Origin of the sequence: Streptomyces sp. NBC_00846 (genome assembly GCF_045207325.1) — a bacterium.
Classification (GTDB): domain Bacteria; phylum Actinomycetota; class Actinomycetes; order Streptomycetales; family Streptomycetaceae; genus Streptomyces.
The window spans coordinates 4,130,472-4,151,305 of record NZ_CP108846.1; the positions used below are offsets into that span (position 1 = coordinate 4,130,472).

Here is a 20,834-nt window from a genome sequence, read left to right on the forward strand (position 1 = left end):
GCTGCGGGCCGGCGGGGTCAGCCCGTTGCCCGCAGCGCCGACTCCACGTCCTCCAGCGCCGCTACGAGCTGCGGGGAGACCTCCGTCCAGGCCCAGTCCAGGTGCTCCCGCGGAACGCGGCGCGGGACGGTCTCCACCAGCATGATCAGGTAGAGGTAGCAGCGATACAGCGCGAGCCGCAGCCGCACGGACGCGTCGAACACGACCGGGCGTCCGGCGCCCTGCGCGTACCCGGCGAGGAAGTCCGCGTCGTCCTCCATGTCCGCGAACAGCGCAAGCGATACGAAGTCGGCGACCGGGTCGCCCCAGAACATCCGCTCACCGTCGATGATCCCGCCGATGGTGCGCGCGCCGGGCTCCCCGTCGACGAGCAGGTTGCCCTGCCACAGGTCGAAGTGGACCAGGGCAGGCCGGGTGACGTCGTCGAGTGCGGGGGACGCGGCGGCGAACAGCGCACGGATACCGGCCGTCGAGCGCGGCAGCCGGGCGCGGTAGGCGTCGGCGTCGGTGAGGACGGCGTCGGTCATCGCGGTGAAGGCCTGCCGCCAGGTCGGCGACAGCGGCCCCAACGCCTGTCCCGGGTAGCCGAATCCGGCGGGGCCCGTGACGGAGTGCAGGCGGGCGACGATCCGTCCCAGCTCGTTCCTGAGCCGGCGCTCCTCCGCGTCGGACATGGCGCCGGGGGCGATCTCGTTCCAGGGCCGGCCCGGGCACGCCGACATGATCAGGTAGGGGCCGGTCGGGGACGCGGGAGACGTGGGTGACTCCGGGAACTGCGTGGATCGTGGGGCGAGTTCGCTGTGCAGGACGTGGGGGCTAACTGCTGTCGACGCACCCGCGCGACCGTAGAACTCGATCTCGTTGACCAGCAGGTTGCGCTCATAGCTCATGAGGGTTCCGGCGACGGCGGGCGGCGGTATCTTCACCACCCAGTCGCTGCCGTCGGTGAGAGCGACCCGGGTCACGGCGTTGAACGTGCCTCCGGCAAGGGGAGTGCATGTGGCGATCTGTTCCCCCGTCACGCCAACAGTCCGGAGAACGCGCGAAGTTGTCTCATCCCTCTGCATGGTTCGAAATGCCCCTCTGTGTCAGAAATCGTTAGGGCTTGCGGTGATGGGCTGTGTCTTCACCGGATGATCACGGCCCCGTCACGATCGCATGCTGTGCCCTCCTTTGCTGATCAACAAACCAACTCCCGCTCTTAGAGTGGGCAAAACCTGAATACCCCAGCTCAGAGAGACGGACCGGACCCATGCGATCCACCGCCATACGCCGTACCGCCGTTGCCGCCGCCGCGGCGTCCCTGGCCCTGCTCGCCGCCGGTTGCGGCGGTGGCTCGGACTCCGATTCCGTTTCCGGCGGCAAGGGTACGGATGCCAAGGGCAAGGAGTCCGCGGCCGCGAAGCCGGCGGCCAAGGCGCTGACCGCAGCCGAGTTGGAGAAGGTCGCGCTCGCCCAGGGTGACGTCAAGGGGCACAAGATTTCCGCGGCCGCGGCCAAGGATGTGGTCTCCGTCGACGACATCAAGGTCGCGAAGGAGGTCTGCGCCCCGCTCGTGCACGCACTGATGGGCGCGGAGGTCGGCGCGCCCGGCGCGTTCGCCAAGCGGACCGTCGTCAGTGAGCCCAAGAAGGGCAGCATGGACAAGGACGGCGCGGACGCCGAAGAGGCGTTCACGGCGGCCTTCGACATCACGACGACGCAGCTGGCCCTCGGCTCGTACGACGGCAAGGGCGCGGAGGAGTCGGTCGCCTCTCTGCGTACCGCGGCCACCGAATGCGCGGGCGGGTTCGACTTCACGGCGGCCGGTGAGAAGCAGAAGCTCAGCAAGATCACCGAGGAGCAGATCAAGGGCGGCGAGGAAGCGGTCGCCTGGACGGTGCAGCTGGAACAGGGCGGGGAAAAGGCTAAGTTGAAGCTGGTGGCCCTGCGTCAGGGCGCCACGTTCGCCTCGTTCTCCTCGATGAACCTGGCCTCGATGGGCGGGGGCGGGGACTTCGAACTGCCGACCGCGGTGGTCCAGGCTCAGGCCGCGAAGCTGGCGTAGGGTTCCTGTACGGACATAAGTGAGTATGCGTACTCATGATCGATGTCTCGCTCTCCGGGCAGGCTGGTCCGCCAGCCGCCCCGAAGGAGGCAGATATGCACGGAAGTGAGCGACACGGCCGCGCGGGCCGGTTCGCGGTCGGCATCGCCCTGGTCTCCGTGACCGCGGCGGCGCTGACCGCCGGCTGCTCGCTGCAGGACGCGATCTGCGGCGGCGGCGAATACCCGGTCATGACGGTCGGGAGCACCGGATCGGCGTGCGTGCCCAATGGCGAGGATCCGCCGAAGGGATACGTCAGGTATCCGAAGGGCAAGGTTCCCGAGCACGTGGGCGACAAGTGGGACACGTACTGGGAGACCCACTCCGTGGACGAGAACGGCAGGATCATCGACGTTTCATCGGACTCCGGAGAGTGAGCAGGCCCCGCGCGTGGGCGCCGGGGCCTGCGCCCGGCACCGGTTTGTTCAGGGCAGCGGAACGAGTCTCACCACGGTGACGGTCAGGACCGACCCGGAGACGTAATAGAGCACGATCGCCCCGGCGACCGTCGCCTCGCGCCGGTCGCGTTCGCTCTTGACGGCCGACGACCCGTGTCCGTAAGGGGCGAGGCCCAGGGTGCGTGCCATCTCGTCGCGGAAGGTCTCGCCTTCGCGCATCTTGGCCAGGGTGTCGTCGGCGGGCGGGGCGTAGGAGATGCGGAAGCTCAAGCGACGGTCCGCCTCTCGGCCTCGTCCTGCGCCAGCCGGTCCAGGATCTTCTCGGCCTCCGGATCGGGCACGGCCTCCAGCATCCAGTGCCGCATGACCGCCTGGATCTCGCTCACGCCGGCGTCGTTGATGGCGCGGTCGAACTCCTCGCGCCTCTCCTCGGGAAGGGTCGCCCGGATGTCCGGGATGCTGTTGGGCACGTCGACTTCGGCGCCGCCGACGAAGGTTTTCAGGGGCTCGCCCATGATTGGTCTCCCCGCTCTCCTTGCTCTCTCCGCACGGCCCGCCCGGTCGGCTCCGCCCTTGCGCGGGCCAGTACTTGGGTCACGTTAGCGCCAGGTCCGGAGGTGAGGGCGGAGCCCACGCGATACGTTTCCGCCGGGACCGGATCATCATGGGACATACCGCTGCTCGACGGAGCGTCAGGTGGTGGCCGGAGAGCCGGGCGGTCCGCTAATTGGCCGCTGACGCGGAGGGGCTCGTGGCCGATTTCGACGAAGTGGTGAGCGCCGTCGAGGCCGTGACGACGGCGGAACGCCACCCCGGCCGGGATCGCCGCGGCGCTCATTTACTTCCGGCGCCTCTCGCGGCAGGCATGAGGCAGCGGGCTGCCGTTACGGGACGTTCCAGGCGGCGACGAAGGGCTGCTCGTCCTCGGTGGCCAGGAAGCTGAGCGTGCCTGGATGCGGGTGGCCGAGCAGTCGGCCGGCGGACGCGTCGAGGCCGAGCCAGCGCACGGTGAGCACGCGCGCCAGATGACCGTGGGCGACGATGGCGACGTCGCCATCGTCCAACAGTGGCCGGATCCGGTCCAGCACCGCGTCCGTGCGCGCGGCCACCTGTTGGAGCACCTCGCCAGGATGGGCTGCGTCGCCGGGAATCACGCCGTTCCGCCACAGGTCCCAACCCGGCGTTGTCTCCTGGATCTGCGCTGCGGTCAGGCCCTCATACCCTCCGTAGTCCCACTCCACCAGGTCGGGATCGGGCTGGACGCCGGTCAGGCCGGCCAACTCGGCCGTCCGCATGGCGCGGCTCAGCGGGCTGCTGAACACGGCGACCAGATGGCGTTGGGCAAGCCTCGGAGCGAGCGACTTGGCCGCGGCCTCGCCCGCGTCGGTCAGCGGGATGTCGGTGCGGCCGGCATATTGGCCCGACAGGCTCCATTCAGCCTGGATCCACCGGCTTGACGTCTGTGGATGACTCTCACGGAAACGAGGAAGTGCCTTGTGACCTGCGATGATGGGGTTTCTCTAGGACCACATCAGGCACGATCGACAAGGCACTTCCGAGATGCAATCTTCCCATGCCGCCGCGATGGTCTCCGCACGGTTCGATGACCCGAATCTCGTCGCGTACGGCGGGCTTGAGCCGGTGGCGCGTCTGGCCGAGCGGTGCGGACTGCCCGCGCTGGTCGAGGGCCTGGTGAAGCTGCCGGTCTCGAGGGACGGCACGGGTTCTTTCCCGGCGGCGAAGGTGATGTCGCTGGTCGGCGGCATGGTCGCGGGTGCGGACAGCTTCGATGACATGGACCGGTTGCGGCACGGCGGACTGTCCCGGCTGTTCACCGGGGTGCGGGCGCCGTCCACGCTGGGCTCGTTCCTGCGTTCCTTCACCCACGGTCATGTGAAGCAACTGCATGCCGTGGCCCGGCGGTTCCTACCCGCCCTGGCCGCGCACACCGGGCTGCTGCCCGGCGCGCAGGCGGTGGCTTATGTGGACATTGACGACACGATCCGCCGTACCTACGGCTATGCCAAGCAGGGTGCCGGTTACGGATACAGCAAGGTCAAGGGCCTGAACGCGCTGCTCGGGATCATCTCCACCCCGCTCGCCGCACCGGTGATCGCTGCCACCCGCCTGCGCAAGGGGCCCACGAACTCGGCACGCGGTGCGGCCGGGTTCGTTGCCGAGACCATCCGCGCCGCCCGCACCTGCGGGGCCGGCGGCCTGCTGATCGTGCGTGCCGACTCCGCGTTCTACGGCGCTGACGTGGTGAACGCCTGCCGGGCCGCGGACGCCCGGTTCTCCGTCACGGCGCGGATGAACGCCTCGGTCAAGACCGCCATCGCGGCCATCGGCGAGAGCGCGTGGACGGCGATCAAGTACCCCAAGGCGGTCTGGGACGAGGAGGGACAGTGCTGGATCTCGGACGCGGAGATAGCCGAGACCACCTACACCGCCTTCACCTCCAAGCCAAAGAAACAGCAGGTCACCGCCCGATTGATCGTGCGCAGGGTGAAGCGGCTCAACCCCGCGGCCCTGCCCGAGGGACAGGGCACGCTCTTCGATACCTGGCGCTACCACGCCGCGTTCACCGACTCCCCGCTCACCCTGATCGACGCCGAGCGTGATCACCGACGGCACGCCGTGGTGGAGCAGGTGATCGCGGACGTCAAGAACAGCGCCTTCGCGCACGCCCCCTCCGGGCACTTCCAGGCGAACGCCGCCTGGCTCACGCTCGCCGCCCTCGCCCACAACCTGACCCGCGCCGCCGGGGCCCTGGCCTGCGCGTTCCATGCCCGCGCGACCACCGCGACGATCCGCGACCACCTGATCAACGTCCCCGCACGTCTGGCCCGCTCAGCACGCCACCTCACCCTCCACCTGCCCCAACACTGGCCCTGGGAAAGCGAGTTCATCCAGCTGTTCACCGCCACGCACGCGCCACCACCAGTCGGCTGACGCTCCCTGAAACGACCCGCCCGAGAGGGCCCGATACCTGCAGACACGTGGAAAAGCTGGGCAGACCAGCGGACACCCGACACCCGAAACCACCGGTCAACTCCGCGAGGACCAAAAATCCGCCGAAACCCTCACCCCGAAATCCACCCGGTGGATCCAGGTTCAGTCTGACCATGCCTGATCAATATCAGTTCACCCATGGCTGCGCACGATATCTGATCACGCGAAACCGCCGAACCCTTCCTCGCTGTCATCGGCTGCACCCTCATCTACTACAGCCGACGCACCAGTGAGATGACTTCTCATCCGACGGCATTCCCGGGACCGCACAGCTCGCCATCGAGCCGGAAGCTACGATCGCGACCTCGACGCACCACCGCCAACCATGCCGGCAGTTTGTTTCGCACCTCGTTATCCCGGTCGGCACGGTAGTTGCGTTGAAACGGCACGTACTGCCTGAGATGCGGAGTAGCAACTGCCGGCCAACTCGGCTGTCCTCTGTGCCTCCCGGATGGGGTCTGAACCTGGATCCACCGGGTGGATTTCGGGGTGAGGGTTTCGGCGGATTTTTGGTCCTCGCGGAGTTGACCGGTGGTTTCGGGTGTCGGGTGTCCGCTGGTCTGCCCAGCTTTTCCACGTGTCTGCAGGTATCGGGCCCTCTCGGGCGGGTCGTTTCAGGGAGCGTCAGCCGACTGGTGGTGGCGCGTGCGTGGCGGTGAACAGCTGGATGAACTCGCTTTCCCAGGGCCAGTGTTGGGGCAGGTGGAGGGTGAGGTGGCGTGCTGAGCGGGCCAGACGTGCGGGGACGTTGATCAGGTGGTCGCGGATCGTCGCGGTGGTCGCGCGGGCATGGAACGCGCAGGCCAGGGCCCCGGCGGCGCGGGTCAGGTTGTGGGCGAGGGCGGCGAGCGTGAGCCAGGCGGCGTTCGCCTGGAAGTGCCCGGAGGGGGCGTGCGCGAAGGCGCTGTTCTTGACGTCCGCGATCACCTGCTCCACCACGGCGTGCCGTCGGTGATCACGCTCGGCGTCGATCAGGGTGAGCGGGGAGTCGGTGAACGCGGCGTGGTAGCGCCAGGTATCGAAGAGCGTGCCCTGTCCCTCGGGCAGGGCCGCGGGGTTGAGCCGCTTCACCCTGCGCACGATCAATCGGGCGGTGACCTGCTGTTTCTTTGGCTTGGAGGTGAAGGCGGTGTAGGTGGTCTCGGCTATCTCCGCGTCCGAGATCCAGCACTGTCCCTCCTCGTCCCAGACCGCCTTGGGGTACTTGATCGCCGTCCACGCGCTCTCGCCGATGGCCGCGATGGCGGTCTTGACCGAGGCGTTCATCCGCGCCGTGACGGAGAACCGGGCGTCCGCGGCCCGGCAGGCGTTCACCACGTCAGCGCCGTAGAACGCGGAGTCGGCACGCACGATCAGCAGGCCGCCGGCCCCGCAGGTGCGGGCGGCGCGGATGGTCTCGGCAACGAACCCGGCCGCACCGCGTGCCGAGTTCGTGGGCCCCTTGCGCAGGCGGGTGGCAGCGATCACCGGTGCGGCGAGCGGGGTGGAGATGATCCCGAGCAGCGCGTTCAGGCCCTTGACCTTGCTGTATCCGTAACCGGCACCCTGCTTGGCATAGCCGTAGGTACGGCGGATCGTGTCGTCAATGTCCACATAAGCCACCGCCTGCGCGCCGGGCAGCAGCCCGGTGTGCGCGGCCAGGGCGGGTAGGAACCGCCGGGCCACGGCATGCAGTTGCTTCACATGACCGTGGGTGAAGGAACGCAGGAACGAGCCCAGCGTGGACGGCGCCCGCACCCCGGTGAACAGCCGGGACAGTCCGCCGTGCCGCAACCGGTCCATGTCATCGAAGCTGTCCGCACCCGCGACCATGCCGCCGACCAGCGACATCACCTTCGCCGCCGGGAAAGAACCCGTGCCGTCCCTCGAGACCGGCAGCTTCACCAGGCCCTCGACCAGCGCGGGCAGTCCGCACCGCTCGGCCAGACGCGCCACCGGCTCAAGCCCGCCGTACGCGACGAGATTCGGGTCATCGAACCGTGCGGAGACCATCGCGGCGGCATGGGAAGATTGCATCTCGGAAGTGCCTTGTCGATCGTGCCTGATGTGGTCCTAGAGAAACCCCATCATCGCAGGTCACAAGGCACTTCCTCGTTTCCGTGAGAGTCATCCACAGACGTCAAGCCGGTGGATCCAGGCTGAAGGGTGCTGCCTCACGACCCTTGATTTGTCAAATATTGCAGATTGCGAGGCATTAGCGAGAGGCGCAAGCTGGAGATATGGGGAACTACCCTATGGGCGTTTAGCCCTTGGTGTGTAACCACTGAGGACACGAAGAACGCCGCAGATTCACGATCTTGAGGGGTCACGGTCATGTCCAGCGCATCCAGGCGGCGAATCCCCGGTTTCATCGGCGCTACGGCTCTGATCTCGGCTCTTGCTTTTTCAGGAGCAGTTCCTGTCGCGGAAGCGGCACAGCCTGCGCAGGCAGCGTCCGCATCGCAGGCTGTTGCCAAGGGGTCCATTGACACGGCGCGGCAGAGAACTGCGCCAACCGTCGGACAGTGCTTCCGCCACGGCGAACGAGTGCCGTGCAACGACAACAACTTCAACCAGGACCAGAACCGGCACAACCGGCACAACAACGAGAACAATCAGCAGAACCAGCAGAACCAGCAGAACCAGCAGAACAATCAGCAGAACCAGCAGAACAATCAGCAGAACCAGCAGAACACCCCGCAGAACAACCCGCAGAACAACCCGAATGCTGGTTGCCACATCACCACCAAGAAGACCGTCGATGTGGCAACGGGGAAGTCCCAAGAGGTGACTGAGACCATTTGCCTCCCGGCGTAGTTGGGGCGCGGGTGGGCGAGAGGGGCACCTGATGGGGAAAGGGGCCGAAGGTGACGTCCCCGAGTAACCGTGGTGACAACCCGGCCCTGTTTGGGAGAGCATCGGCTGGGGCGGACCGGCGTTGCGTTCCGGCGCGACAAGGGGTGCGAGCGCACAGCGAAGTCGCGACCTTCGGATCACCACCACCCGCACTCCGGAGCCCGGGTGCTCGGCGTCGTACCTGAACACCCGCCCGCCGCCGGGACGTTACCGGGACGGCTCGCGCCGCCCGCCCGAGGACCAGGCCATGTGGAAGCTGATACCGGGGAGCTTTTCCGTGGTGGTACCTACGGTGATCGGTCTGGTCGAGTTCACGACTCTCACGCGTAGGGGTTCAAACCGCCGGAGACCAACAGGATGTATCCGGAGGCGAGTTCGCGACCCTGCCCGGTGTGACCGGCGGGGCCGCACGGCCCGGCGTCGCCGAGCGGGCATTCCCGCGAGCGGGCGTACCCGTAAGGTGCGGTTGCATGAACATCGACTTCCGGCGCCTGGGCGACTCCGACGCTGATGCCCTCGTCCGTTTTCTGACCGGAGAGAGGTGGCCCTTCCACGTGATCAGCGAGGTGGACGATGCGACAGCGCGTCAGTGGGCCACCGAGGGTCGCTTTACGGGCGAGGAGAACCGCAGCTTCTGGATCGTTGCGGACGGGACGCCCGTCGGTCTGGTCCGGCTCATGGAGCTGACCGACGATACCCCCCTGTTCGATCTCCGGATCCGGGCCGCGCACCGGGGCAACGGCATCGGCGCAAAGGCCGTGACGTGGCTGACGCGATATCTGTTCACGGAGTTCCCGGAGGTACGTCGCGTCGAGGGCACTACCCGACAGGACAACGTCCCGATGCGGCGCGTCTTTCTGCGCTGTGGCTACGTCAAGGAAGCGCACTACCGCGACGCGTGGCCGGCACACGACGGAACGGTTCACGACACCGTCGGCTATGCGATCCTGCGCCGCGACTGGTCGGCGGGTACCGTAACGCCTCTCCCGCGGGACGACGATCCGGTCGACTAGACGGTGCGAAACCAGGGATGCCTGATCGATGGCTCGCGCCGTCGCGTCCGGTGTCAGGGGTGTCCGGTGTGCCCGCAATGTTGGCGGTGGTCAGGCCAGGGCGAGGAAAGGCTTCTCCAGCTCTTCTTCCGACATGGGCGGGGCGTCGTCGGCGCTTTCTGCGAGACACTGGCGCATCCCGCAGGCCACGATCTCGAACCCCGCCCGGTCCAGGACGCGGGACACTGCGGCGAGTTGCTGACTCCGACGCACACGGGCGCCGCGATGACCAGGGCGGTCATGACGTGCCTCGCAGTTCCGCGATCACGCTGCGGATGTCGGTGCGCGGTCCGCGGTTGTAGGGGAGCTTGGACAGCAGGACGCCCATGGCGCAGGAGTTGCTCAGCGCCGCGTACGTCAGGCCGGCGCCGACCGCGGTGCCGATGAGGTGCGCGCCGGGAACGAAGAGGCCCACCACTCCGGTCGCAAGGACGATCGAACCGGCGACGAGCCGGACCTGGCGCTCCATGTCCCAGCGGTCGGCGCCGCGGTTCGCGGGAGCGCCTGCCATCTCCCAGGCGTTGATGCCGCCCTCCAGCACACGGAGGTTCGGCAGGCCGGCCTCGGCCAGAGCCTTTTCGGCCTGGGCGGCACGGGTTCCGGAGCGGCAGACCAGGATGACGTCCTCGTCGAGGTGGGTCAGCAGTTCGTTCCGGTGCTCGCGCAGGATGGCGAGAGGAACGTTGCAGGCGCCGGGGATGTGGACTGTGCGGAATTCGCCGGGCGTGCGCACGTCGAGGATTCGCGGTGCGCGTTCCTCCTGTACGAGGCGGTGCAGGACGGCGGGGGTGATCGAGGAGATCTGGGCGGACTTCTCAGTCATGGGAGGCTCCGTTCAAGAGAGTTGGATACCCAGGGGGTATTCGTCGGAATCGGCTGGGTGACCGCCCCGGTCGGGGGATGACCCCCGCCCGGGGCGTGCCGGGAGGTCGCGGGAGGAGGACGGTCAGACGCCGGCGGGTTCCGCCGACAGGGCCCAGGCGGCGTAGCCGCCGAGAAGGTCGGAGACGTCCTCGAAGCCGCGGTGGCGCAGCAGGCTGGCCGCGATCGAGGAGCGGTGGCCGCCCGCGCAGTGCAGGACGAGGGGCCGGTCGGTGGGGATCTCGTCCAGGCGGGTGGGCAGTTCGCTCAGGGTGATGTGCGTGGCGCCTTCGATGAAGCCGTTCGCGCCGCGCTCGCCGCAGGTGCGTACGTCGACGACGAGCGGGGGGTTCTCTCCTCGCAGGGCGGTGCGCAGTTGTGCAGCGGTCAGGCGGCTCGCGGGCGCGGCCTCCTCAGCCAGTTCCTTCAGGGCGTCCTCGGGGTTGCGGAGGTAGCCCATTGCACGGTCGAAGCCGATGCGGGCGAGGCGGGTGACGACTTCCTCCTCCCGGTTCTCCGGAGCCATGACGATCAGCTCGTCGGCCGGGTCGAGGACGGTGCCGGCCTGTTCGGCGAACCGGCCCTCGGCGGGTACGTTGACCGCCCCGCGCAGGTGACCGTTGGCGAACTCCTGCGGGTCCCGGGCGTCGACCACGACCGCCCCCGCCCGCCGCAGCTCGGTGAACTCGGCCAGGGACAGCGGGCGGGGCGCCGCGGCCGAGTCGAACAGGAGACGGTCCTTGCGGTTGAGTTCCGCGTCGAAGGCGAAGTATCCGGGTGCGGCGGACTGGCCGGCGGTGACGAGTGCGACGAAGTCCTCGCGGCTCATCGGCGCGCAGGCGTAGTTGGTGGCGCGCTGTTCTCCGATGGTGGACTGCTTCTCGGTGGAGAGGTTCTTGCCGCAGGAGGAGCCGGCGCCGTGGGCGGGGAAGACCCGGACGGCGTCGGGCAGCGCCATGAGTTTGTTCTGGACGCTGTCGTGAAGCATCGCTCCGAGTTCGTCCGCGGTCACGCCCACGGAGGCGAGCAGATCGGGGCGGCCGACGTCGCCGATGAACAGCGCGTCGCCGGTCAGCACTCCGTAGGGAACCGTGTCGTCGGCGTGCTCGTACACCAGGACGCTGATCGACTCGGGGGTGTGTCCGGGGGTCTCCATGATCTGCAAGGTGACGTCGCCGAGGGAGATGCGTTCGCCGTCGGTGAGCCCCCGGATGGGGTACTCGGTCTCGGCGCGGTGACCGTAGCCGATCCAGGCACCGGTGTGGTCGGCCAGCTCCAGGTGGCCGGCGATGAAGTCGGCGTGGAAGTGGGTGTTGATGACGCCCACGACGGTGAAGCCGCGCGCCTGGGCATCGGCCAGGTACTCCGAGACGTCTCTGCGCGGGTCGACGACCACGGCCCGGCCGGTCGCCTCGTCGGCGACCATGTACGACGCCTGGGAGAGGCAGTCGAGGTAGTACTGGGTGAAGAACACGGCAAACCCTCCGTCGGGGGACGCGCACCCGGCCGGGTGCGGAAAGTTGGTCGAAGGCGCGGTGGCGCCTTCCTGATGGGCCCGGGGTCCGGGCTTCAGGCGGCCTCGGTCGCAGCGCCGCAGTCGATGGGGCGACCTGCCCGGGCCCAGGCGGCGGTGCCGCCCGCGACCGAGACGGCGTCCACGCCGAGTGCCTGGAGGTGCTCGGCGGCCCGGCCGCTGCGGTTGCCGCTCGCGCAGATCACGTAGACGGTCCGGTCCCCGGGCAGAGCACTCACGACGGCGTCGAGCGTGGACAGCGGTGCGAGGCGGACGCCGGGCACGTGGCCGGCCCGGTACGCCTCCGGCTCCCGGACGTCGATCACGAACGCGCCGTTCGCGAGCTCCGCCGCGAAGACGTTCAGATCCACCTCGCGCATGAAGATTCCTCGCTTCCGGATACCCCCCTAGGTATGTGTGTCTTCGACCGTAGATGGGTCCGCGGCAGGAAGTCAAATACCCCCATGGGTATCTCCCGTCACGCGCGGAAAAATACCCGTGGGGGTATGCTGGCCCTGCGGGTGATCGGATCTTGAGAGGGATGGCGGGGCGATGGAGCAGCGGACCGGCGCGGTCTCGCCCCCGCCCTCCTCGGGTGGAGTGCGGCTGGGCCTCCGGGAGAACCGGGCTCAGTTCTCGGCTACGCGGCCGGAGCTCTCGTCGCGACCATCCTCGCCGGCGTACTCGGTCTACAGGTGACCGTCCATGCCGGCGCGCTCGGTCTACAGGTGGCCGTCCAGCCCGGCGCCCGCACCGCGCTGTCCGGTCTGCTTGCCGCGCGCTGGATTACGGAGCGACCGGGCCGCGAGTACGGCTCAGGATCGGCCCCAGAAAAGCAACAAGCCCCCTGCCTGCGGGAAAACCGCGGGTAGGGGGCCGGAAGCGGTCGAACTACTTCTTCTTTCCCTGGGTCTTGCGGGAGATCTCGACGATCGGGGGTTTCGCAGGTGGGGACACCTTCAGGCGACTGTGATACGCGTTGTGGCGGTTCTGGCCGAGATTCAGCGGGAGGTCGAGTTGGTGGTTCGCCCCCCACAATGGGCACGACTGGGCAGCGGCAGGGTGGGCGTTCGGTGGATACGATGCGCAGGCTAGGAATCGTCCAAGCGATGGGGGAGGGGCAATGAGGATCAAAGATCCGGAGTACCCGGCCGCAGTCGAAGCAGCCGTCGAGATCCTGCGGAAGCGGGCCCGGCAGGGAGAGACGATCACTTACGGAGACCTGAGCGCCGAGCTCAAGACGCAGGGCTTCGACTCCATCCCGCCTCACCGCGGGATCATGACTCACCTACTAAAGGATGTCTGTCTTTACAGCAACGAAGACGGACGGGCACCGATGCTCTCGGTAATCGTGGTGAACAAAGCCAGTCGGGAGCCATCCGTTCAGTTCTCCAGTCTTGCCCGAAGCCTCCCGTTTGGCCGGTCGGCCGCTTGGAGTTGGCAAGACGAGCTGCAGAACGTCTTTACTCAGTATCGCGGGAAGTGACACGTCAGTGCTACGACAGCCGCTTTAGGAGTTCGATCCGGCGGCTCTTCTCGGCCCGCATAGTGGCTTCGTGCCGACGTTTGTGGGTACGCCCTCAGCTGCACTTGTACGCCGACGTTCGCGCCCGTTGATGTCAGGCGTAGATGTGAGCTGCCTCGCCGACGCCCTCGTTGACCCGCGGATCACGGGGCAAGGCGTTTGCGGGGTCACAGGGCTTATCGCCCCCGACCGTGTGGTGGCGATACGCCCTGCCGCGCCGCTGGCTAACCCATAGTCTTGGCGCCGTCCAGGGACTCGCGGATGATGTCGGCGTGGCCGGCGTGCTGGGCGGTCTCGGCGATGATGTGCATCAGCACCCGGCGGGCCGACCATCGCGCGCCCGACTCGGACCACGGGGCCTTCGGTAGTGGTTGTGTGGCGTCCAGGTCGGGCAGGGTGACGACCAGTTCGTCGGTCCGACGGGCTACCTCGGCGTAGTCGGCGAGCACGCCGGTCAGCGTCTCGCTGGGCAGCATCCGGAACTCGTCGGCCCGCCGGGCCCAGTCGGCCTCGGTCATGGTGGTGAAGTCGGGCATCGCCGACGGGCCGTCCAGGATGAACTGCACCCAGGTTCGCTCGACCGCAGTGACATGTTTGATCAGGCCGCCCAGGCACAGCTGGCTGGCGGTGGTCCGGCGCCCGGCCTGCTCGTCGGTGAGGTCGCGGGTGGTGAATCGCAGGAAGCGTCGATGGTTGGCCAGCGCCTCCAGCAAGTCGGCGCGCTCGCCGGTGGCGGTCCGCTCATGGGCCGGGTCGTGGGTGGCCAGTTCGTTGACAGTCACGGTCTCGCTCATGGTCGCTGCCTTCCGTGGTTTGTGTTCCGCCGGGCAAGGAGGACACTAGAGGCCGTAGAGGTCTGATTCTGACCTAATTGACTGGAGAGGTGAGATTTCCATGATTCATCGGATTCCTCCGTGGATACTCCGCCCTTCAGGGCGGGGAGGAAACGGACTTCTGCGGAGCAGGGCAAGGAGCGGAGTTTCGCCCCCAGGGCGAAAGGCCGTGCTGTGACCCGCAGATTTGATCTTAACTCGCAGCAAGCGTGACCACGGGCTGTGTGAAGCGGGCGTTCAAGTACCGCTTCTATCCGACCGATGCGCAGGCAGCCGAGCTGTCGCGCACGTTCGGTTGCGTGCGGAAGGTCTACAATCTGGCGCTCGCCGCCCGCACGGAGGCATGGGTGCGGCAGGAGCGGGTCAACTACAACGCAACGTCGGCGATGCTGACGGCGTGGAAGAAGACCGAGGAGCTGGCGTTCCTCAACCAGGTCTCGTCGGTGCCGCTCCAGCAGACGCTGCGGCACCTGCAGACCGCGTTCACCAATTTCTTCGGCAAGCGGGCGAAGTACCCGCGCTTCAAGTCGCGGAAGAAGTCGCGGAAGTCGGCGGAGTACACCACCAGCGGGTTCCGCTTCCGTGACGGGGAGCTGACCCTGGCGAAGATGACCGAACCGCTGGACATCGTGTGGTCCCGGCCGCTCCCCGAGGGGGCGAGGCCGTCCACGGTGACCGTTTCCCAGGACGCGGCGGGACGCTGGTTCGTCTCGTTGCTGTGTGACGACCCGTCCGTCCAGCCCCTCCCCGCCACCGACAGCGCGGTCGGAATCGATGTCGGCCTGGACCACCTGCTGACCCTGTCCACCGGGGAGAAGATCGCCAACCCCCGGCACGAACGCCGGGACCGCGCCCGACTCGCCAAAGCTCAGCGGAGACTGTCCCGCAAGGCCAGGGGCGAGGGCGCCAACCGGGCCAAGGCCCGGCGCAAGGTCGCCGAGATCCACGCGAGGATCGCCGACCGTCGCCGTGACCTGCTCCACAAGCTGACCACTCGGCTCGTGCGTGAAAACCAAACGCTCGTGATCGAGGACCTGACCGTGCGCAACATGGTCAAGAACCACACGCTCGCCCGAGCCATCTCGGACGCGAGCTGGAGCGAGTTCCGCTCCATGCTGGAGTACAAGGCCGCCTGGTACGGGCGCGAGGTGATCGCCGTCGACCGATGGTTCCCCTCGTCCAAGCTGTGCTCCGCCTGCGGCACCCTCGCGGAGAAGATGCCGCTGAACGTCCGTACCTGGACGTGCGGCTGCGGAACGACCCACGACCGGGACGTGAACGCAGCGAAGAACCTTCTGGCCGCCGGGCTGGCGGTAACAGTCTGTGGAGCTGGTGTAAGACCTCAACGGAGTTCTCCGGGCAGGCAGTCGGCGACGAAGCAGAAACCCCCACGGCGCGAGCCGTAGGAATCCCCCTCGTTCACGAGGGGGAGGAAGTCAATCCCTGCTCGCTCCCCAGGTGCCTTCCAAGAACGCATCAGGCCCGGCCTCCTGAAAGAAGACCGGGCCTGACCTGGTGTTCACCTGTCGGGGCGGCCGGATGTGAACCCACGACCTCTTCGTCCCGAAGCAACTTGGGCGGGCGCTTGACCTTGAGTTGGTGTGCTTCTCACCTGCGGCGACGGTCCACCGGTGTGCATGCATGTCCGCCGCTGTTCGACGGCGTTGTCACGCGCTCGGACACTCACTGTCGCTGCCCGTTGATTCCCGCCCAATCGGGCATACGGTGGATACGACGGAGTCGATAGGCCCGGATCTCGCCGTAGAGCACGGATGCCGCAAGTATGAAGAGCACGGTCTCTATGCTCGCTGACCACGGTTCAGGTACCCACCAGTGACCCATGACCGCACAGGCGGCGGAGATCGGCACGGCGAGGAAGTAGCCGCGCAGACGCACACGCAGCCGACGCACATCGTGCCGTGGTTCAACTGCCATGATGGCCCTCTGTCATCGCGGGGTGATGCCGGAGGGCAAGCGTATGCTGCCCACCTTTGCCCGGTAGGACAATGCTCCAGCAGGGACTCGGCGTTGGATCACGTGTCGGCTCGTTCTTCCAGTTCTTGCCGGGGATCCTGGGGAGCTGGGCTTGCCTTGCTCAGGAGCGGTGGTCCCGTGTCGCCGTTCGGTGAACCGTGACCCCCTATCGGTCGATGAAGAGTGACCCCTTCTGTCCAAAGAGCCCGCGGAGCGCCACTTCTTCTTGCCTGGGTCTTGCGATTGATCTTGGCGACTGGGTTTTCGCAGCTCCGGGAGCTCATCGGCTGCGGCCGACGGGTCGTCATTGGCCTCGTACGGCCCCGAGACTGCCCGTACTCAATCGCGAGCCCAGTCGAAAGGCATCGGCGCATCCTGCGGGATCACCCAAGGGTGGGGATAGCGAGCCCGACAACCGGTGCATCGCGCGACGAACGGACCGATCTCCGGGTTCGTGAGAACGCTGTAGTGGCTGGAGGGCTGAGCCGGGAGCATGTGCCCGTTCGCCGTCGTCTCCAAGTCGGGCCACTCCGGCGAGCATTGGCATGGGTGCTGTACCGCGAACAGGTTGCCGTCAGAGGTCTTGGCCGTGCTCTTGAAGAGCTTGGCGAAGTTCTTTTGTATCGACACGACGGCGGCCTCCCCTTTACTGTGCCCGACTCTCGGGCCTCCAGACAGTAATCGAGGTGGGTGGAGTCTCAATGGCCGAGGCAAGCGAGATGCCTCTTCCGTCACGCGAGAACGGCATGCATGCGATGCGGCACTTCTACGCCTCGGTGCTGCTGGACGCCAGGAAGAGCGTTAAGGCGGTTGCCGAGTACCTCGGCCACTCGGACCCTGGCCTGACGCTGCGGGTGTACGCGCATCCGATGCCGTCGAGTCAGGAGCGCACGCGTAAGGCTGTGGCCGCCGTCTTCGACACGGCACGATCCAGCACCTGACGGCCCCACAGACAGCCCAGCGCACCGAAAAGCCCCCCACCTTGCGGAGAACCCGCAGGTGGGGGGCTTGTTCAGCTCTGGTTACTTCTTCTTGCCCTGGTTCTTCACGGCCTCGATGGCGGCCTTCGCCGCGTCCGGGTCGAGGTACGTGCCGCCCGGCTTGACCGGGCGGAAGTCGGCGTCCAGCTCGTAGGCGAGCGGGATGCCGGTCGGGATGTTCAGGCCCGCGATGTCGGCGTCGGAGATGCCGTCGAGGTGCTTGACCAGGGCGCGGAGGCTGTTGCCGTGGGCGGCGACCAGGACCGTGCGGCCTGCCAGGAGGTCCGGGACGATGCCGTCGTACCAGTACGGCAGCATGCGGACGACGACGTCCTTGAGGCACTCGGTGCGCGGGCGCAGCTCCGGCGGGATCGTCGCGTAGCGCGGGTCGTCGCTCTGGGAGAACTCGGTGCCGTCCTCCAGGGCGGGCGGCGGGGTGTCGTACGAGCGGCGCCAGAGCATGAACTGCTCCTCGCCGAACTCGGCGAGCGTCTGCGCCTTGTCCTTGCCCTGCAGGGCGCCGTAGTGGCGCTCGTTCAGCCGCCAGGAGCGGTGGACGGGGATCCAGTGGCGGTCCGCGGATTCCAGCGCGAGCTGCGCGGTGCGGATGGCGCGCTTCTGGAGGGAGGTGTGCAGGACGTCGGGGAGCAGGCCGGCGTCCTTGAGCAGCTCGCCGCCGCGGACTGCTTCCTTCTCGCCCTTCTCGGTGAGGTTGACGTCCACCCAGCCGGTGAACAGGTTCTTCGCGTTCCATTCGCTCTCGCCGTGGCGGAGGAGGATCAGCTTGTGCGGTGCGTCGGCCATGGCTCCGAGCGTAATCGACGCCGTACGGGCGCTGCGCGGCCGGTCACGGAGCGGACAGGCGCGGGGGGCAGGCGGGGATGGATGGGGGGCGTGGGGCGGACGAGGGGGGTGTGACCGGCTCGGGGGCGTGACGATTGACGGGCGGCGTCAATTGAGTAGCGGACCGGAATCCGGGGTTCGTAATGTTCGGGTGACTGTCGGACCTCTTACCGATGGTGTCCGTTCTGTACTTCCCTGGGGGGATTCCGTATGTCTGTCGCCGGTTTCAGACGGGCCGCACGTGAATCCGTGTCCGGTCTCCCCAGGGAGTTCTGGTGGCTGTGGACCAGCACGCTGGTCAACCGCCTCGGGGCGTTCGTCGCCACGTTCATGGCGCTCTACCTGACCCTGGACCGGGGCTACTCCGCCTCGTACGCCGGTCTGGTCGCGGCGCTGCACGGGCTCGGCGGGGTCGTCTCCTCGCTCGGGGCGGGGGTGATGACCGACCGGCTCGGCCGGCGGCCCACCATGCTCATCGCGCAGACCTCGACCGCCGTGTCCGTGGCCGTGCTCGGGTTCATGGTCCACCCGGTGGCGATCGCGGGCGTCGCCTTCGTCGTCGGCATGGCCAGCAACGCCTCGCGGCCCGCCGTGCAGGCCATGATGGCGGACATCGTCCGGCCCGAGGACCGGGTGCGGGCGTTCTCGCTCAACTACTGGGCGATCAACCTCGGCTTCGCCGTCTCCTCGGCCGGGGCCGGGTTCGTCGCCGAGTACAGCTATCTCGCCGGGTTCCTGGGCGAGGCCGCGATGACGCTGGCCTGTGCCTTCGTCGTCTTCATGAAGGTGCCCGAGTCGCGGCCCGAGAAGGCGGCGGCGATGCCCGGCCGCGCGGTCGGCGGCGCGGACGAGGTCCGGCTCTCCACGGTGCTGCGTGACGGGCGGTTCATGAGCGTCGTCGGTCTGTCCTTCGTGATCGCGCTGATCTTCCAGCAGGGGTACGTGGGGCTGCCGGTGGCCATGGGGGCGGACGGGTTCTCCAGCTCCGACTTCGGTACCGCCGTCGCCGTCAACGGGGTGCTGATCGTGGTGCTCCAGATCCCGGTCACCCGCTTCATCCAGCACCGCGATCCGCGCCGGCTGCTCGTCGTGTCGTCGCTGCTCGCGGGGTACGGGTTCGGGCTGACCGTGTTCGCCGGGTCCGTGGCCGTGTACGCGCTGACCATCTGCGTCTGGACGGTCGCCGAGATCGTCAACTCGCCGATCCAGACCGGTCTCGTGGTCCGGCTCTCGCCGGCCCAGGGCCGCGGCCGCTATCAAGGCATGTACACGATGTCCTGGTCCGCGGCGGCGTTGATCGCACCGCTGATGTCGGGTGTGGTGATCGACCGCTTCGGCGCGGAGTGGCTGTGGGGCACCTGCGCCGTCCTGGGGACCGGGGCCGCGCTCGGGTACTGGCTGCTGATGCGGAATCTGCCGGGGGAGGACGGGGCGGCCTCCGGGGGCGGCAGCCGGGTGGCGGAGAGCGGCGGGGGCGAGGGGAGCGGTGTCCCCGCCGCCGCCGGGGCCGGCGCCGAGCCTTCTGTCGAGCCGGCGGGCTGAGACCGAACGAGGCGGGCCGGGGCGAGGCTGAGCGAAACGGACAGAAACGGGACGGGCCCGGGGCGGCAGCGCGACAACCGCCCGGCCGCCCCGGCCCGTCCCACTCATCTGCTCGCGGTTACGGGGCCGTGCTCGCCGCGCCGGCTGTCGCGGCCGGCGAGCCCCGCGCGGAGCAGCGAGCAGCCTGCTCCGCGCGGGGCGCCCTTCGGCTTCCGTGACGGCCGGTCAGCCGCAGCAGCCACCGCACTGGCACGGGGCCCCGGACTGGCAGCCGCATCCGCAGCCCGAGCCGCAGCCGCAGGCGCCGAGCACGGTCAGGTGCACCACGTCGGCGGGCGCCTCCTGCTGGGGGGCGGTCGTGGGGGAATCGGTCATGGTTCCTCCTCTGGACGTACGACAGGGCCGTACGCCACAGCGACGCGCGCACGACCGGGGCGTACGGACAAGACGTGCCGCCCCACTCCATTGCACGCCCACCCGGGCGGGCGCATCAACGGCGCACACGCGCAGAGACACATGTGCGACCGAATGCGACCGCGTACGCCCGGCAACCCCGCGTCACGGCCCCCACGGTCTCGCGGCCTCATGTTCCCCGCATGCCCCGACAGCCCCCCATCCGCCACGACACCCGCACCCGCCCCGACAGCCCCACGGCCTCCGTTTCGCGCCCCGCTACGCGCCCTCCACCGCCGTCTGCTGCTGCTGGATCTCGTCGGCGTGCTCACCCGTCACCAGGTAGACGACCCGCTTGGCGACCGATACCGCGTGGTCGGCGAAGCGCTCGTAGTAGCGGCCGAGCAGCGTCACGTCGACGGCCGTCTCGATGCCGTGCTTCCAGCGGTCGTCCATCAGGTGCTGGAACAGCGTGCGGTGCAGCAGGTCCATCTCGTCGTCGTCCTGCTCCAGCTGAAGCGCCAGATCGACGTCCTTGGTGATGATCACCTCGGCGGCCTTGGCCATCAGGCGCTGCGCCAGCTGCCCCATCTCCAGAATGGTGGCGTGCAGGTCGTGCGGCACCGCCGATTCCGGGAACCGCAGCCGGGCCAGCTTGGCGACATGCTGGGCGAGGTCCCCCGAGCGCTCCAGGTCGGCGCTCATCCGCAGCGACGTGACCACGATCCGCAGATCCGTCGCCACGGGCTGCTGGCGCGCGAGCAGGGCGATGGCCCGCGCCTCCAGGTCGTGCTGGAGGTCGTCGACCTTCTGGTCCGCGGCGATCACGCTCTCCGCGAGCTTGAGATCGGCGTCGAGCATGGACGTCGTCGCCCGGCCGATCGCCGACCCGACGAGCCGGGCCATCTCGACCAGTCCCTCGCCGATCGAGTCGAGTTCCTCGTGATAGGCGTCACGCATGGAAGTCCCTCTCCAGTCCTCTGTGTA

21 protein-coding genes and 2 pseudogenes are annotated in these 20,834 nt (G+C 68.1%); 9 read left to right on the forward strand and 14 right to left on the reverse strand.

Annotated elements, in window-relative coordinates; translation table 11 throughout:
* Window positions 1-17: 17 nt before the first annotated feature.
* A complete protein-coding gene (locus OG936_RS19095; RefSeq protein ID WP_406496163.1) occupies window positions 18-1,067 on the reverse strand; it encodes a phosphotransferase family protein in 1,050 nt (349 codons plus the stop codon).
* A gap of 185 nt (window positions 1,068-1,252) precedes the next feature.
* Here OG936_RS19095 and OG936_RS19100 point away from each other — a divergent pair, with 185 nt between their 5' ends.
* Both OG936_RS19100 and OG936_RS19105 read left to right on the forward strand, forming a co-directional pair.
* Window positions 1,253-2,047: a hypothetical protein gene (locus tag OG936_RS19100; protein ID WP_406496165.1), complete on the forward strand. Its 795-nt coding sequence runs from the start codon at window positions 1,253-1,255 to the stop codon at window positions 2,045-2,047.
* Window positions 2,048-2,142: 95 nt separating this feature from the next.
* Window positions 2,143-2,463 carry an SCO0607 family lipoprotein gene (locus OG936_RS19105; protein WP_406496167.1) on the forward strand — a complete coding sequence of 107 codons (321 nt, stop codon included), beginning with the start codon at window positions 2,143-2,145 and terminating at the stop codon, window positions 2,461-2,463.
* Window positions 2,464-2,511: 48 nt separating this feature from the next.
* Here the strand turns inward: OG936_RS19105 and OG936_RS19110 are convergent, their stop codons facing one another.
* The 3 genes from OG936_RS19110 to OG936_RS19120 all read right to left on the reverse strand — a co-directional run bounded on the left by OG936_RS19110 (window position 2,512) and on the right by OG936_RS19120 (window position 3,929).
* Window positions 2,512-2,754 carry a hypothetical protein gene (locus tag OG936_RS19110; RefSeq protein WP_383760276.1) on the reverse strand — a complete coding sequence of 81 codons (243 nt, stop codon included), beginning with the start codon at window positions 2,752-2,754 and terminating at the stop codon, window positions 2,512-2,514.
* The gene (locus OG936_RS19115) at window positions 2,751-2,999 is read right to left on the reverse strand and encodes a hypothetical protein (RefSeq protein WP_114245784.1); all 249 of its coding nucleotides are present in this window, start codon (window positions 2,997-2,999) and stop codon (window positions 2,751-2,753) included. Before OG936_RS19115 ends, OG936_RS19110 begins: the two co-directional genes overlap by 4 nt.
* 369 nt (window positions 3,000-3,368) lie before the next feature.
* The gene (locus OG936_RS19120; RefSeq protein WP_406500507.1) at window positions 3,369-3,929 is read right to left on the reverse strand and encodes a histidine phosphatase family protein; all 561 of its coding nucleotides are present in this window, start codon (window positions 3,927-3,929) and stop codon (window positions 3,369-3,371) included.
* 115 nt (window positions 3,930-4,044) lie between these two features.
* On the opposite strand from OG936_RS19120, the gene OG936_RS19125 reads away from it, so the two are divergent.
* The gene (locus tag OG936_RS19125; RefSeq protein ID WP_331746122.1) at window positions 4,045-5,436 is read left to right on the forward strand and encodes an IS1380 family transposase; all 1,392 of its coding nucleotides are present in this window, start codon (window positions 4,045-4,047) and stop codon (window positions 5,434-5,436) included.
* 684 nt (window positions 5,437-6,120) lie between these two features.
* Here the strand turns inward: OG936_RS19125 and OG936_RS19130 are convergent.
* Window positions 6,121-7,512, reverse strand: coding sequence for an IS1380 family transposase (locus tag OG936_RS19130; protein WP_331746122.1), 1,392 nt, complete (start codon window positions 7,510-7,512; stop codon window positions 6,121-6,123).
* A 297-nt stretch (window positions 7,513-7,809) separates the two neighbouring features.
* On the opposite strand from OG936_RS19130, the gene OG936_RS19135 reads away from it, so the two are divergent.
* Together OG936_RS19135 and OG936_RS19140 are read left to right on the forward strand one after the other, a co-directional pair.
* A complete protein-coding gene (locus tag OG936_RS19135; protein ID WP_406496169.1) occupies window positions 7,810-8,292 on the forward strand; it encodes a hypothetical protein in 483 nt (160 codons plus the stop codon).
* Between the two features lie 509 nt (window positions 8,293-8,801).
* On the forward strand, window positions 8,802-9,344 hold the full coding sequence (locus tag OG936_RS19140) for a GNAT family N-acetyltransferase (RefSeq protein WP_406496170.1): 543 nt from the start codon (window positions 8,802-8,804) through the stop codon (window positions 9,342-9,344).
* Between the two features lie 90 nt (window positions 9,345-9,434).
* Here OG936_RS19140 and OG936_RS19145 read toward each other — a convergent pair.
* From OG936_RS19145 to OG936_RS19160, 4 genes and pseudogenes are all read right to left on the reverse strand, one after another.
* A pseudogene (locus OG936_RS19145) lies at window positions 9,435-9,581 on the reverse strand (metal-sensing transcriptional repressor); the annotation flags it as partial.
* A gap of 40 nt (window positions 9,582-9,621) precedes the next feature.
* Window positions 9,622-10,206, reverse strand: a complete 585-nt coding sequence (locus tag OG936_RS19150) for a rhodanese-like domain-containing protein (RefSeq protein WP_383760285.1) — start codon at window positions 10,204-10,206, stop codon at window positions 9,622-9,624.
* A 123-nt stretch (window positions 10,207-10,329) separates the two neighbouring features.
* Window positions 10,330-11,718: a rhodanese-like domain-containing protein gene (locus OG936_RS19155; RefSeq protein ID WP_406496173.1), complete on the reverse strand. Its 1,389-nt coding sequence runs from the start codon at window positions 11,716-11,718 to the stop codon at window positions 10,330-10,332.
* Between the two features lie 95 nt (window positions 11,719-11,813).
* Window positions 11,814-12,137, reverse strand: a complete 324-nt coding sequence (locus OG936_RS19160; RefSeq protein ID WP_406496175.1) for a rhodanese-like domain-containing protein — start codon at window positions 12,135-12,137, stop codon at window positions 11,814-11,816.
* A gap of 743 nt (window positions 12,138-12,880) precedes the next feature.
* Between OG936_RS19160 and OG936_RS19165 the strand changes: the two genes are divergently transcribed.
* A complete protein-coding gene (locus OG936_RS19165) occupies window positions 12,881-13,243 on the forward strand; it encodes a hypothetical protein (protein ID WP_406496177.1) in 363 nt (120 codons plus the stop codon).
* A gap of 263 nt (window positions 13,244-13,506) precedes the next feature.
* On the opposite strand, the gene OG936_RS19170 is transcribed toward OG936_RS19165, so the two are convergent.
* Window positions 13,507-14,076 carry a DinB family protein gene (locus tag OG936_RS19170; protein ID WP_406496178.1) on the reverse strand — a complete coding sequence of 190 codons (570 nt, stop codon included), beginning with the start codon at window positions 14,074-14,076 and terminating at the stop codon, window positions 13,507-13,509.
* Between the two features lie 263 nt (window positions 14,077-14,339).
* Here OG936_RS19170 and OG936_RS19175 point away from each other — a divergent pair, with 263 nt between their 5' ends.
* Complete coding sequence (locus tag OG936_RS19175) at window positions 14,340-15,521, forward strand: RNA-guided endonuclease InsQ/TnpB family protein (RefSeq protein ID WP_406496180.1); 1,182 nt, start codon at window positions 14,340-14,342, stop codon at window positions 15,519-15,521.
* A 907-nt stretch (window positions 15,522-16,428) separates the two neighbouring features.
* Here the strand turns inward: OG936_RS19175 and OG936_RS19180 are convergent.
* On the reverse strand, window positions 16,429-16,719 hold the full coding sequence (locus tag OG936_RS19180; RefSeq protein ID WP_406496182.1) for a hypothetical protein: 291 nt from the start codon (window positions 16,717-16,719) through the stop codon (window positions 16,429-16,431).
* A 101-nt stretch (window positions 16,720-16,820) separates the two neighbouring features.
* Here OG936_RS19180 and OG936_RS19185 point away from each other — a divergent pair.
* Window positions 16,821-17,030, forward strand: a pseudogene (locus OG936_RS19185) (site-specific integrase); the annotation flags it as partial.
* 81 nt (window positions 17,031-17,111) lie between these two features.
* Here OG936_RS19185 and OG936_RS19190 read toward each other — a convergent pair.
* Window positions 17,112-17,873 carry a phosphoglyceromutase gene (locus OG936_RS19190; protein ID WP_406496184.1) on the reverse strand — a complete coding sequence of 254 codons (762 nt, stop codon included), beginning with the start codon at window positions 17,871-17,873 and terminating at the stop codon, window positions 17,112-17,114.
* A 249-nt stretch (window positions 17,874-18,122) separates the two neighbouring features.
* Between OG936_RS19190 and OG936_RS19195 the strand changes: the two genes are divergently transcribed.
* A complete protein-coding gene (locus OG936_RS19195) occupies window positions 18,123-19,454 on the forward strand; it encodes an MDR family MFS transporter (RefSeq protein ID WP_406496185.1) in 1,332 nt (443 codons plus the stop codon).
* Between the two features lie 225 nt (window positions 19,455-19,679).
* Here OG936_RS19195 and OG936_RS19200 read toward each other — a convergent pair whose 3' ends face one another.
* Window positions 19,680-19,829, reverse strand: a complete 150-nt coding sequence (locus OG936_RS19200; protein ID WP_383759177.1) for a hypothetical protein — start codon at window positions 19,827-19,829, stop codon at window positions 19,680-19,682.
* A gap of 297 nt (window positions 19,830-20,126) precedes the next feature.
* Window positions 20,127-20,807, reverse strand: a complete 681-nt coding sequence (phoU, locus tag OG936_RS19205) for a phosphate signaling complex protein PhoU (RefSeq protein WP_383759178.1) — start codon at window positions 20,805-20,807, stop codon at window positions 20,127-20,129.
* Window positions 20,808-20,834 lie beyond the last annotated feature (27 nt).

Bases quoted from the DNA above. Each gene is read 5' to 3' on its own strand.
- OG936_RS19095 (WP_406496163.1), bottom strand. From the start codon at position 1,067: ATGCAGAGGGATGAGACAACTTCGCGCGTTCTCCGGACTGTTGGCGTG.
- OG936_RS19100 (WP_406496165.1), top strand. From the start codon at position 1,253: ATGCGATCCACCGCCATACGCCGTACCGCCGTTGCCGCCGCCGCGGCG.
- OG936_RS19105 (WP_406496167.1), top strand. From the start codon at position 2,143: ATGCACGGAAGTGAGCGACACGGCCGCGCGGGCCGGTTCGCGGTCGGC.
- OG936_RS19115 (WP_114245784.1), bottom strand. From the start codon at position 2,999: ATGGGCGAGCCCCTGAAAACCTTCGTCGGCGGCGCCGAAGTCGACGTG.
- OG936_RS19125 (WP_331746122.1), top strand. From the start codon at position 4,045: ATGCAATCTTCCCATGCCGCCGCGATGGTCTCCGCACGGTTCGATGAC.
- OG936_RS19130 (WP_331746122.1), bottom strand. From the start codon at position 7,512: ATGCAATCTTCCCATGCCGCCGCGATGGTCTCCGCACGGTTCGATGAC.
- OG936_RS19135 (WP_406496169.1), top strand. From the start codon at position 7,810: ATGTCCAGCGCATCCAGGCGGCGAATCCCCGGTTTCATCGGCGCTACG.
- OG936_RS19140 (WP_406496170.1), top strand. From the start codon at position 8,802: ATGAACATCGACTTCCGGCGCCTGGGCGACTCCGACGCTGATGCCCTC.
- OG936_RS19150 (WP_383760285.1), bottom strand. From the start codon at position 10,206: ATGACTGAGAAGTCCGCCCAGATCTCCTCGATCACCCCCGCCGTCCTG.
- OG936_RS19160 (WP_406496175.1), bottom strand. From the start codon at position 12,137: ATGCGCGAGGTGGATCTGAACGTCTTCGCGGCGGAGCTCGCGAACGGC.
- OG936_RS19165 (WP_406496177.1), top strand. From the start codon at position 12,881: ATGAGGATCAAAGATCCGGAGTACCCGGCCGCAGTCGAAGCAGCCGTC.
- OG936_RS19170 (WP_406496178.1), bottom strand. From the start codon at position 14,076: ATGAGCGAGACCGTGACTGTCAACGAACTGGCCACCCACGACCCGGCC.
- OG936_RS19190 (WP_406496184.1), bottom strand. From the start codon at position 17,873: ATGGCCGACGCACCGCACAAGCTGATCCTCCTCCGCCACGGCGAGAGC.
- OG936_RS19195 (WP_406496185.1), top strand. From the start codon at position 18,123: ATGTCTGTCGCCGGTTTCAGACGGGCCGCACGTGAATCCGTGTCCGGT.
- OG936_RS19200 (WP_383759177.1), bottom strand. From the start codon at position 19,829: ATGACCGATTCCCCCACGACCGCCCCCCAGCAGGAGGCGCCCGCCGAC.
- phoU (WP_383759178.1), bottom strand. From the start codon at position 20,807: ATGCGTGACGCCTATCACGAGGAACTCGACTCGATCGGCGAGGGACTG.